The following is an 11,306-nucleotide window of genomic DNA, read 5'->3' on the forward strand; positions in this document are numbered from 1 at the left end:
TCATGTTGCGCGACAATATCGCCGGCCGTAAGGGAGTAAGATTTCCAGGCGATATTGTCGCGCAACATGACCCCCGAGAAATCGAAGGTGCTTTCATAACTCTCGAAATCGTTCGCGACGTTGAAAGTCTGGGAAACCTCGCGAGCGGCATAGGCACGCAACTCCAAATCGTGGATGCCGAAGAGTCCGCGCAGGCTGGCGTCACCGTTATAGTTTTCAAGGCTCTGGCGCCCGGGCTGGGTGAGGCCGTAGTAGATGTCTCCGGGACTCTCAGCATTGGGCGCGTCGTACACATTGATATGGGTTTCAAGGCGCCAGTTATCATTAAAGTCGTACCCTAGGCGCAGATTGGCGATCTGCTCTTCGTATTCGGTAAACGGACGGTTCTTGCTATCGCCTTGATCACTTTTCCTTTCCTCGGGGGCCCCGCTGGGCAAGATCGTAGGCCGATCATCCTCCACGAAACCCAGATCCTTCAGGGTATGTTCCCGCCCGATGCGGTAGTTCCGGGTCTGGGCGAAGGAGCGGGCGGCTAGGTCGTAATTCAACTTTTCGGTAAGGCTGCCTCCGGAAATGAAGGCCCCTTGCAAACGCCCGAAACTCCCCGTTCCGGCGCGGACTTCATTCTGGATCTTCCCGGTTGAGCGCCGAGGCACGACGTTGATCACGCCGCTCATCGCCTGGGGGCCGTACAAGGCGGAGTAAGGGCCCTTGAGGATTTCTACCCGTTCCACAGGGACCAGATCCAGGGTCGAGTAATTGGTGACGCCGGCGGGCCGCCCATCGATGAGCAGAAGGGTTCTCTGGTTTAGGCTGCCTAGCTGGGGCCGAAAGCCGCGCATGCCCACCCCCGACAGCAGGCCGGGATATTGGACCACGTCTATGGATGAGGATTTTTTCAGTTGATCAGTCAGGTCATCGGACGCCGTGAGGGCGATATCGCGTTGGTCGATGATCTCGATTTTCTGGGGCAGCATGTCCGGCGATTTATTCAGCCTCGACGCCTGGACCGTCTTCCCTTCAAGTTCAAGGATGCTATCGGCGGGCGCGTTTGCCGCGGCGGTCCGGCCGCATACGCATGCGGCCATGGAAAAAATCAGGACAAAACGGATTACATAGGCTTTAAGAAGCGGAGCCGAAACAGGCATGGACAGGCGCTCTTCCTCAATGCGGAAACCTCCGGGTTCTCGCCGGTTGCTTCCTGGGTTCGGACATGCCTTCGAATTTTGCGCAGGATCGGACTCCGGGCAGGAAGAAACCTACGCGGACCGGCCGGCCCCTGCTTCGAAGGCCAACTCGTATCGTGTGGGTAAGCCACACTAGAACTCTTGCAGGTGAGTCTTCTGGCTCGCGGGTCCCGGAGGCCGAAGCATCGCTTCGACTTCCAACCTACTCCTTCACCTTCCCGGCTTGAAGGGATGGAATCCCGTTCGGCCAGTGGTTGGGTTCCCATCCGATGCGCGGAAATGCGCTCGGATGGTCCCTAGAAGTTTCGTACCGCTTACAGCGACGAGCTCGCTTCCGGATTGCACGGAATTCCTCGTTATGCGGGTGAAAGGGCCGGGCCCGTTCACTCGCTCCCCGTAAGAGAAAGCCGAAGTTAATTAGGCAAGGCCCATTTGTCTATCGGGAGTCCTATTGGCCGTTTCTCCAACGATTGAATGATGGTATGCGCAATGGCGACCGTCTTCAAATCGATTTCAGGGTCTTCTGCGAAAAAATGATCGCTTCCAAGGGCAAGGAGAGTCCGGCTTCCCGGGGCGATGATATCCGGTAACAAGGTCAGCCCATCGTTGGGACCCCACCTCCGGAGCACTGGATATTTGTCCCGGGAGTACTTGCTCAGCTCACCCGACATCGCTACTCCCATGTAATTGACGATGAATAAATCTGGGGGGATGTTAAGGCTTTTGAACCGCTCGCGGCTGACCGTAGCCGACATGCTCATCACGTCCGGCTTTTTCCACCCTTTGTACCAGATGACTCCGCCAAGGAGCAAACTTCTCGGCCACACCTGCAAATATTCGAGGAGCGGACTCCCTTGGAGGATGCCTCCCAAATTGACCCATGCTTTGATTGATGCCTTCTGATCTTCCGGGATCAATTTGGCCAGAGCCAAATGAATCGCAGGCCCAGCCGAGCTGGGGCCGACCAGAATGAGGCTTTTGCCCGAATCATGTGCACGGGCGACCGCCTCCGCAACATCCTTGGCATTCTGTTCTACCGAACCCACCGGATTGATCCCGACCAAGCGGTTGTCCATCCCCAGGCGGGAAAGCAGCTTGCGTGGCTGCGCGAAATCGGCCCCGGTTACCTTGCCGTTGGATTGGTAATCCCAACCTGGCACCAGCAGCACGCGGTAATGCGCGCTCCCGTCTATCGAGTCCGCGCCTCCAGCCTTAAGGCGCGATCGCAGCCGGACCACGTTTGCCTCAAACCGATCCTGCAAGTTCCGATTCTCTGGAAGTTCATGTAAACGCAACGCGAGATATAAGGCCGCAAAATCCGGAGAGGTGGAATCGGAGATCCTTCCAAGCTCATCGCGATCTGGAACGCCTCTATGTTCATTCAAAACCTTTTCAATCCGGCCATCCAGATCCGATTTTTCCCGCTGCCCCGGTAAATAGCGCTCTACGAAATACCGCGCGATATCGGAGTCCACGGTCGTTTCCAGCTTGTGGCCCAAAAATGTTCCGTGCACCGGAATGCGAGGAATTGATCCGCAACCGACAATCTCTATTAACGAAACCATCCCAGCCAAAGCGTACTTGATCCAAGCCCGCTTCATCGTCACTCCTTTTCCCGCATTCCCAATGCGACCTGGATACCGGAAACAAAGGTCAACCCTCCCACCAGGACTATTGCCCATACGAAGCCGAAGGCGTCGGCGAAAAGGCCGGAGAGCAACGCCCCCACGGCATATCCGCTGTCCCGCCAGAACCGGTAGACCCCCAGCGAAGCCGCGCGCTGGATCGCCGGGGCCCGGTCGCTCACCTCGGCCAAGAGCGCCGGATAGACCATGGCTGTTCCGAGACCCAATAGGATGCTTGCGCCGATCCAGGCGTGGTAGCTTTCTACAGCCACTACCATCCATATGGCCAACGCTTGGAGGACCATTCCCCATTGGATTAGGGGCCTCCGACCCACCTTGTCCGATAGCTGGCCCGTCCCCAATTGCGCCACGCCCCATACCGCTGGATAGATGAACTTAAGGGTCCCGATGCATTCCACGTCGAGCCCCTTGGAGGCGAAGAAAAGCGGAAAGAGACCCCAGGACATCCCATCGTTGAGATTATTGATCAATCCGGCCTGGCAAGCCGAAAACAGGCTCCTGTCCTGCCAACTCGTCCTTTTGAATATGCTCCAGAAGCTTTCCCGTTTCGGACCTGAAGTGCTCGCCGCGCCCAACCTGGCCAATGGAAGGGTTTCTCTCATGAGGAATGCAGACAAGCAAAGACCCAACACCGCATACCCAATCCCCAGGTAAAAGGGATAAGGGCGCAAACCATACCAGGCAGCGAGATATCCCGTGGCCCATGCCGTGGCGCCTAGGGCGAGATAGCCAGTGAACTCGTTGAGGCCCACGGCAAAGCCTCGGCTCTTGGGCCCGGCCAAATCGATCTTCATCACCACGGCCATCGACCAGGCCAATCCCTGGTTCACTCCCAGTAGGATGTTCGCCGCCACGATCTAAATGATCAGGAACGGGACGGGGAGCCCGACAATCCACCCCAGGACAAGGATACGCTTGCGACCGTAACGATCCGCCATGGCACCGGACCAGAGGTTCATAACGGCCTTGGAAAGACCGAAGGTGACGATAAAGCTCGTCGCGGTGGCATTCAGGACAATATGGAATTCCCGCGTGCCGATGAGCGGGACCACGGTGCGCTCCAAACCCACCATACCGCCCACGAAAGCGTTTATGAGCATGAGCAAGGCGAACTGGGGGAGATTCGCTTTAATCCCCACGACCAACGGGCGGGGGCCGGCGTCAGGCACGGGCACAGCGGTTAGGACCGGCTTCAAGCAATGCCCAATCCCCTTCGGGAAGGATTCCGCTCCGGTTGGCCTCCACGATCCTCTCGAAGTTGGGAGGCGGCGAGTTCCCTCCGACCGCAAGCGAGACCAGGAATTCCTCTTTGGATGCGGAAAGGTATTTGTTCCGGGTCCTCAGCTCTCCCAGGGTCGCGGCCAGGGGCTTGCCATCGAACGCGGGCGGGACAGACAGGTGGCCGGGTAGTATCCAAGTGGCGTCGGATAGTCCTGCCAACCGGCGGATCGAAGCATACAGGATTTCGGATTGCCTTTTCGGATCCAATCCCGCGATGAGGTCCGGCCTGCCGATGGAATCCAGGAACAGGGTATCCCCGGTGAATGCCGCGCGCCCCTCAAGGATGTAACACTTGCTTTCCGGCGTGTGGCCCGGGGTTTCCCATGCCTCCAATCGTAGCCTTCCGAGGGGAATCGATTCGCCTTCGCGCAAGTCTTGGGTTCCAATCCCTGCTTTATCCGCCAAGGCCTTGGATCTGGAAAAATGGTCCGCATGCACATGGGTATCCAGCACTGCCCTGATGCGTACACCCCGCTTTTCCGCAAGCGTAAGATAAACCTCGGGATCCACGGAAGGGTCGATGACCACCGCCTCGCCTCGGGACAGCAGGAGATAGGAAAGGCAGCCTTTTCCAGCCCGGCGGACTTGGACGAGCTCCGCCTCGGGAAGATCGAACGGGACATCGGCCACGTTCCAGGCGTGGCTCCAGGCCTGCATTCCGCCGGCCAGGGAAAAGGCCTCAAAGCCGCCTTGCGCCAGGATATCCGCCGCCTTCTTGCTGGTCTTGCCCATAGCGCAGACCGTGACGACCGGAATCCCTTGCGGTACCTTCAGGCGTCGCACCGCTTCGGCATCGCCCGCTTTGATCGCATCATAGACATCGGCATGCATGCTGCCGGGGATGGACCACTCCTCGCGTTGCCCTTGCGGACGCACATCCAGCACGGTAACGGCTTTCCCTGCTTCCAACCATTCGCGGAGCGTTTCCGCATCGATGTCCAGGCTCGTCTCAGGATTTTCCAAGCAAGCGACCCTTCTCCTTCGAGGCCCGTGCTTTTCCCGGACCCGATTCGACTGGATATCCCAGTGCCTTCCAATCCTGTACGCTCTCTTTCAGTACCACGGCATCGTAGCCTTTGCGCCGCAGGACTTCCGCGGCCTTCACAGCGAACATACAGTATGGTCCGCGGCAATAGGCCGCGATGGATTGGGACTTGGGCAAGTCGGCGAGCCGCTTTTCTAATTCTTTCAAAGGTATGGAAACCGCGCCTTGGATATGGCCGGTTTCGTATTCCTCACGGGGCCGGACGTCCAAGACCAGGACTTCGCCTCTGCGCACGGCCTTGATTAAGGCCTCGCGATCCACGGGTTGCAAATCCTCCTTGCCTGCATGGAATCGTTTGACAATTTGTTCGATTTCGGCCAGGCGATTCTCGGCCATGCCGATATAGGCGCGCAAGAACTCCCCCACGAATTCATCCGCGAGCCGGTAGAGGATCTGGTTCCTATGGCGTTCCGTTTCGACCAATCGGGCCGCTTTCAAGATTTGCAAGTGCCGGGAGGTATTGGCGATCGTTAAATGCGTTTCGTCCGCAAGGGACTCGACATGCCGGGGACTCTGGGACAAGACCGCAAGGATTTCCAACCGCTGAGGGCTGCATATGGCCTTGCCGATACGAGCAACCTGTTCGTAGACTGCGCCTTTCAAGGAAGTCGAATCGCTCACAGTCCCCCTCTTGCCACGTTAACTCCGTTTATTCAACTGTTCTATTGAATAGTATTTCTAGATGCGAAATGCGTCAATGCGAAGGTTTTTGGCCCTGGGCCAAAGACCGCCATCGATTCCGCATTACAGACCTAAGCAATCGGTACCACTTGTCGAAGAGGGACCAGTTGCGGAGATCAGGCTTTTGTCCGATTTGAGGGCCGAAATAAATCGGCCGTAACCTAGCCTAGAGGTACGTAAACGGTACGTAAATATTTTTCGGGAAATGCCCGATTTGACTACAGCGACCTACCCGGACCAACGTAGATCCGCCCCGATCACCATGCATGTCCAGTGCGTGATTTTATTGTATTTAAGGGGATATAAAGCGAAAAACCCGGCCCCTCTTCCGAAGGACCGGGTTTTCGAGTTGGTCGGGATGGCGGGATTCGAACCCACGACCATTCAGGTACTCTACCAGACTGAGCCACATCCCGAAGAAGATGCTCCTTGCGGAGCATTTTCCAATGGCTGGGATAATCTACCTAAACGGCCGCTTGGGCGTCAATAAAACGGCCGGGCCGCGCCTGGTTTCTCTTCCCGGCACGGTGCGACGTTCTGACACGGTCCGGGCTCCTCGGAATTCAACCGCGGCGGATCTATTTTTGGCCCCCGGGGCGCGGCCAGCGCGCCCATCGCAACCCAAAGGACCTACCGTGAGCCTCTCCATCCTCGAAAAGCATCGCAAGCAATACCAGCCGAAAGTCCCGCCTTCCCTGCGCCAGGGCATCGCGAAGGTGAAAGTCGTGGAGGGAGCGGCAGCGGAACCTCCCAAAGATCGCGAGGCCATCAAGAAAAGCTTCCCGACCACTTACGGCGCCGCGCTGCTTTCCCTGCAGGCGGGCGAGCAAGCCGGGGAAGCCAAACCTTTGCGCGTAGGCGTCGTGCTTTCGGGCGGACAGGCTCCCGGCGGCCATAACGTCATCGCGGGGATTTTCGACAGCATCAAGGCCATCCATCCCCAGAGCGAGATCATCGGATTCCTGGGCGGCCCTTCGGGATTGGAAAAGGGCAAGTACGAGATCATCGGACAGGCCAAAATGGACGCCTATCGGAACACCGGCGGTTTCGATATCATCGGCTCAGGGCGCACCAAGCTGGAAACGACCGAGCAGTTCGACCGTTGCATCGAGGTCATCAAGAACCTGAACTTGAACGCGGTCGTCATCATCGGCGGGGACGACTCCAACACGAATGCGGCTATCCTGGCGGAATACCTCAAGGGCAAAGGCCTGTCCACTTCGGTGATCGGCGTGCCTAAGACCATCGATGGCGATCTCAAAAACACCCATATCCCGGTCTCCTTCGGATTCGACACCGCGGTCAAGACCTACAGCGAGTTGATCGGCAACATCGCCCGCGACGCGGGTTCGGCCAAGAAGTATTGGCATTTCATCAAGCTGATGGGCCGTTCCGCCAGCCATATCGCCTTGGAAGCCGGACTGCAGACCCAGGCCAACGTGACCCTCGTTTCCGAAGAGGTCGAGAAGAAGAACCTAAGCCTGGAACAGATCGTCGACGACATCGCCCGCGTCATTTCGGCCCGGGCCGACGCCGGCAAGAACTACGGCGTCGTACTCATCCCCGAGGGACTTATCGAGTTCATCCCCTCGGTGAAGAAGCTGATCGGCCGCCTCAACGACCTGCTGGCTAAGCACGCGGACGAATTCGCCAAGCTGGATTCGGCCGAGGCCAAGATCGATATCATGACCAAATGGCTGGGGGCCGAAGCATCCACCGCCGACCTCGGCAAGACCTTCGCTTCCCTGCCTAAGACCATTCAACTCCAACTTTTGCTCGATCGGGATCCGCACGGCAACGTGCAGGTCTCCCTCATCGAGACCGAAGCCCTGCTCGCCGAGTTGGTGGGGCGCAAGCTTAAGGCATCGCCTTCGTTCAAAGGCAAATTCTCCTCCCAGCGGCATTTCTTCGGGTACGAAGGGCGCGCCGCCGCGCCTTCCAACTTCGACTCCGATTATTGCTACAGCCTGGGGTGCGTGGCCGCCATCCTGGTTCGCAGCGGGCGCACCGGCTACATGGCCTCGATCCGGAACGTTTCCAAGGGACCGGACCAATGGGTAGCCGGGGGCATTCCCATCACCATGATGTTCAACATGGAGCAACGCCACGGACATTTGAAGCCGGTCATCCAAAAGGCCTTGGTCGATCTGGACGGGCCGGCCTTCAAAGCCTTGGCGGCGAGCCGGTCAAAGTGGGAGATCGAAGATGCCTTCGTGTATCCGGGACCCATCCAATATTTCGGGCCGGCCGAGGTTTGCGATGCGATTACCAAAACACTGGAGCTGGAACAAGGCTAAGTCGCAAGGGTTTTCAACAGGCTTTGTGGATAAGTGCATCGGAAATTGCACTGATTCAGGGGCCGAATCCCGTGAATTTGGGGAATGGGCGCTGGCTCAAAAGCGCCTAACTCCCCGGAAAATCAAATCTTGTAAGTGATGCCTCTTGCATCACCTTTCTTTCCTTTTTTAAACCCGCCTGTTGATTAAGTGTTTAGAGTTGGATATATTAAGCGGACCCAGTATGAAGTGTCCGTTCTGCACATGCGAAGAAGATAAGGTGGTCGATTCCCGCTCAAGCCGGGAAGGCAAGGCTATCCGTCGGCGTCGCGAGTGCCTAAGCTGCGGTCAACGCTTCACCACCTACGAATACGTCGAGACCATGCCGCTCACCATCGTGAAGGCGGATGGACGTCGCGAGCCCTATGATCGGCAAAAGGTTTTGGGCGGCCTCTACACGGCGTGCAAGAAACGCCCGGTCGCTGCGGAAACCATCGAGCAGATGGTGGACCAGATCGAGAACAGCCTGCAAGGCATGACGGACGGCGAGATCCAATCCAAGGTGATTGGCGAGCTATGCATGAAGGCCTTGTTCCCCGTGGATGAGGTGGCCTATATCCGCTTCGCCTCCGTTTATCGCAAGTTCAAGGAAATCAAGGAGTTCCTCTCCGAGATTTCCGTCATGCAGCAGAATTACACTTGAACTTTTAGCCGGCCTGAAGGTCGGCTCCGCATCGAACATGTTGGCGAACAAGCCGGCCCTTCTTAACCGACCTCTTCCCCGCCTTTAGATTCTGCCCTTCTTCGCACCCCTAAGTAGGGCATTGATCTGCTTGGGATTCAACTCGCTGGGGTTCTTCTTGCGCTTGGGGGCGCACTCTTCGCAGAGGGGCACGTATTCGTTCGACACGGATACCGCGCCTTCGGCGCGTCCGGTTTCCATGATGCTGAACTTCAGGCAGGGGCGGATTTTCTTGCAGCGGTAACAAGCCACGGTCTCGGGCTTGATCTCGCCTTTGACGACCTTCTCCTTGAACTTGTCCTTCTTGGATATCTCGTAGGCCTTGCTCAGGGCGAGATTCTTGCGGAGGAATCGACTATGCTGATCTTCTTCTGCCATAATCCCTCCCGGCTTGGCGGCGTCGTTAGAAACTTCTCATATAGGAAAATGGGGCGTTACTGGCTAACGGAAGAGCCCGCGGATCAGGCTTCCGCGCCTACAGGCCAAGCGATGAGATGGAAGGCATGATGGGCCAGGAATAGCCGTCCCAGGGGCGTGAGGCGGCCGCTGTCCAGATGCAAGGATCGCTTCTCCCCCGCCCCCTGCTTATGTTCAAGCAGGAAACGCTCCACCCGGCCTTCCAAATCCACGAAATCGACGCGCGGTCCCGCGAGCTCGCGAAGACGGCGATTCAGGACATGGCATTTCTCCCGGTCCGCGGGCTCGGGGAAGAAAGAGGAGACCACCGAGAGCAAACTGATCCGGCACTGGGTTTTCTGGAGGATTAGGGTGATCATGCCCTGGGCGATGGGCGCGATTTCTTCCGGGCCACGTCCCTCAGCCAGATCCGCATAACCAAACCCCAGCACCGCCAGGTCAGGGGATTTCCCGATCACATGGAAGGGGGTGTTTTTGGCAGCTGCCTGCCAGGTTTCGGATTCCCCGCCATAAAGCGAGGTGGCCACGTTCGCGCGAGGATGATGCAAAAAGATATGGTTCAGCAACAGTTCCGCGAACCCGGAGGGCCCGGCCAGAATCCCGTCCCCCCAGAAGATGATCTTCTTCATTACCGTCCCGCCCGTCCCTGGCATGCGTGAATGGGCCCACTCCGGCTTGAACGGAGGACCAAGAGATTATGAGTCTCCTGCTCTAACCAACTGAGCTATGGGCCCGTGAAACCAAGAGTCCGTAACAGTTACGGACTCCAAGGGCACGAAGACCTGAAAGTTATAAAAAAGCCCGAAATGGCGCCCCAAAAGCCGCCCGATTGCGCTATTTTTCAGCATCGGAATTTCGGCCGGCCGGGGACGATGATGCGGCCTTCGGTATTTCCACCAAAGCACGAAAAGGAAACACGATGAACAAATCCAAGGTGGCGCTCTTCGCCAGTCTCAGCTTGGCCCTCTTCCTCACCAGCTGCCGTTCCCGCCAGGAAGCCGCCGCGGACAAATACCGTAAGGCCGGCGACCCCTTGCACGCGCTTCAATATTACGAGGAAGCCCTGAAGCGGGGCGGAGTCTCGAAGGAGTTCTACAAGAACTACACCTTGGTCAATATCCAAGCCATGGGCTTGCGCGCCAAAGAAGATCCGACCGCGGACTTCCTCGACGTCCTAAAGGATACCGTGGCCAGCCTCTTGCTCCAACATCCGGATCCGGAGAGCCAAGCCTTGTTCGCCACGACCTTGCAGAACATCGCCAACGCCCGCATCAAGATGGGCACGCCGGAAGGCGTGGAAGGCGGGTTCCGCTTCCTGGAAGCCGCCAAGAAGGCAGGAGCCAGCGGCGGCACGGATGCCAAGCAGCAAGTGGTCGCGGCCCAATTGAAGCAGATCCAAGGGGAGATCGATGAAGCCGCCAAGAATCCCACCATGGGCATCGTGGCGGACTACAAGCTGAACAAGCTGGCCCTGATGATCGGCGGGGAAACCCCCGAGATGACCAAGATCTGGTCGCCGCTGCGCAAGATCAACCTCAATACCTACCTGATGTACGATAACGACGACGTGGTGGCGGAGTTGGGCGAGCGTCCCGACGCCCGAATCAACAAGTACGCCATCCTGTTGGGCATCGTGAAGTACGAGGCAAGCCCGAAGGCCGTCAAGATCCAGGTGAAGGCCTGGAACGGCGGCTCGATGGCCTTCCCCTATCGTAGCGAGGGTTACACCCTGGTCGACAAGGACGGCAAGACCTACAAGCCCACGGCCGCCATCGGCGGATTCTACAAAGGTGGCAAAACGCCCAAGCCCTCCAAGAATGGCAAGCCGGACCCGGGTATCGTGCAGAAGGGCGACGAGTCCAAGACCGGCGGAGTTACCTTCAACCTTCCCTCGGGCGCCACGCCTGCCTATCTCGAGTACAAATGCGAAGCGGGCATTTCGCGCAAATACCTGCCTTAATCCGCGAGTACCGGTCGTAGTCCGGAACCGGAACGCACAGACATGGAAAAGGCCCGCTTTACGGCGGGCCT

Annotated in this window: 9 protein-coding genes, 2 tRNA genes, 1 pseudogene and 1 riboswitch; of the genes and pseudogenes, 3 read left to right on the forward strand and 9 right to left on the reverse strand. The window is 57.9% G+C overall.

Going from position 1 to position 11,306, the window contains the following annotated elements; genetic code table 11:
• From JF616_21795 to JF616_21820, 6 genes and pseudogenes are all read right to left on the reverse strand, one after another.
• The coding region (locus tag JF616_21795; protein MBW8890396.1) for a TonB-dependent receptor plug domain-containing protein at window positions 1-977 on the reverse strand (977 nt) is incomplete at its 3' end.
• Between the two features lie 338 nt (window positions 978-1,315).
• A riboswitch (cobalamin riboswitch) is annotated at window positions 1,316-1,600 on the reverse strand.
• Window positions 1,601-2,788 carry a hypothetical protein gene (locus JF616_21800; protein MBW8890397.1) on the reverse strand — a complete coding sequence of 396 codons (1,188 nt, stop codon included), beginning with the start codon at window positions 2,786-2,788 and terminating at the stop codon, window positions 1,601-1,603.
• A 2-nt stretch (window positions 2,789-2,790) separates the two neighbouring features.
• A pseudogene (locus JF616_21805) lies at window positions 2,791-3,933 on the reverse strand (MFS transporter).
• 61 nt (window positions 3,934-3,994) lie between these two features.
• The gene (locus tag JF616_21810) at window positions 3,995-5,077 is read right to left on the reverse strand and encodes an MBL fold metallo-hydrolase (GenBank protein ID MBW8890398.1); all 1,083 of its coding nucleotides are present in this window, start codon (window positions 5,075-5,077) and stop codon (window positions 3,995-3,997) included.
• On the reverse strand, window positions 5,064-5,780 hold the full coding sequence (locus JF616_21815; protein ID MBW8890399.1) for an ArsR family transcriptional regulator: 717 nt from the start codon (window positions 5,778-5,780) through the stop codon (window positions 5,064-5,066). Before JF616_21815 ends, JF616_21810 begins: the two co-directional genes overlap by 14 nt.
• Before the next feature lie 410 nt (window positions 5,781-6,190).
• Window positions 6,191-6,256 (reverse strand) — tRNA-OTHER (locus JF616_21820).
• A 219-nt stretch (window positions 6,257-6,475) separates the two neighbouring features.
• On the opposite strand from JF616_21820, the gene JF616_21825 reads away from it, so the two are divergent.
• Both JF616_21825 and nrdR read left to right on the forward strand, forming a co-directional pair.
• On the forward strand, window positions 6,476-8,137 hold the full coding sequence (locus tag JF616_21825; protein ID MBW8890400.1) for a diphosphate--fructose-6-phosphate 1-phosphotransferase: 1,662 nt from the start codon (window positions 6,476-6,478) through the stop codon (window positions 8,135-8,137).
• A 223-nt stretch (window positions 8,138-8,360) separates the two neighbouring features.
• Entirely contained in the window at window positions 8,361-8,819 is a 459-nt protein-coding gene (gene nrdR / locus JF616_21830) for a transcriptional repressor NrdR (protein MBW8890401.1), read from the forward strand.
• A gap of 84 nt (window positions 8,820-8,903) precedes the next feature.
• Here the strand turns inward: nrdR and JF616_21835 are convergent, their stop codons facing one another.
• The 3 genes from JF616_21835 to JF616_21845 form a co-directional block, all read right to left on the reverse strand.
• Entirely contained in the window at window positions 8,904-9,236 is a 333-nt protein-coding gene (locus JF616_21835) for a hypothetical protein (GenBank protein MBW8890402.1), read from the reverse strand.
• 83 nt (window positions 9,237-9,319) lie between these two features.
• Window positions 9,320-9,904: a hypothetical protein gene (locus JF616_21840; protein ID MBW8890403.1), complete on the reverse strand. Its 585-nt coding sequence runs from the start codon at window positions 9,902-9,904 to the stop codon at window positions 9,320-9,322.
• 31 nt (window positions 9,905-9,935) lie between these two features.
• Window positions 9,936-10,009: transfer RNA gene (locus tag JF616_21845), tRNA-Ile, on the reverse strand.
• 185 nt (window positions 10,010-10,194) lie between these two features.
• On the opposite strand from JF616_21845, the gene JF616_21850 reads away from it, so the two are divergent.
• Window positions 10,195-11,235: a hypothetical protein gene (locus JF616_21850; GenBank protein MBW8890404.1), complete on the forward strand. Its 1,041-nt coding sequence runs from the start codon at window positions 10,195-10,197 to the stop codon at window positions 11,233-11,235.
• The last annotated feature ends 71 nt before the right edge of the window (window positions 11,236-11,306 follow it).

The organism is Fibrobacterota bacterium (assembly GCA_019509785.1).
Taxonomy (GTDB): Bacteria; Fibrobacterota; Fibrobacteria; order UBA11236; family UBA11236; genus Chersky-265.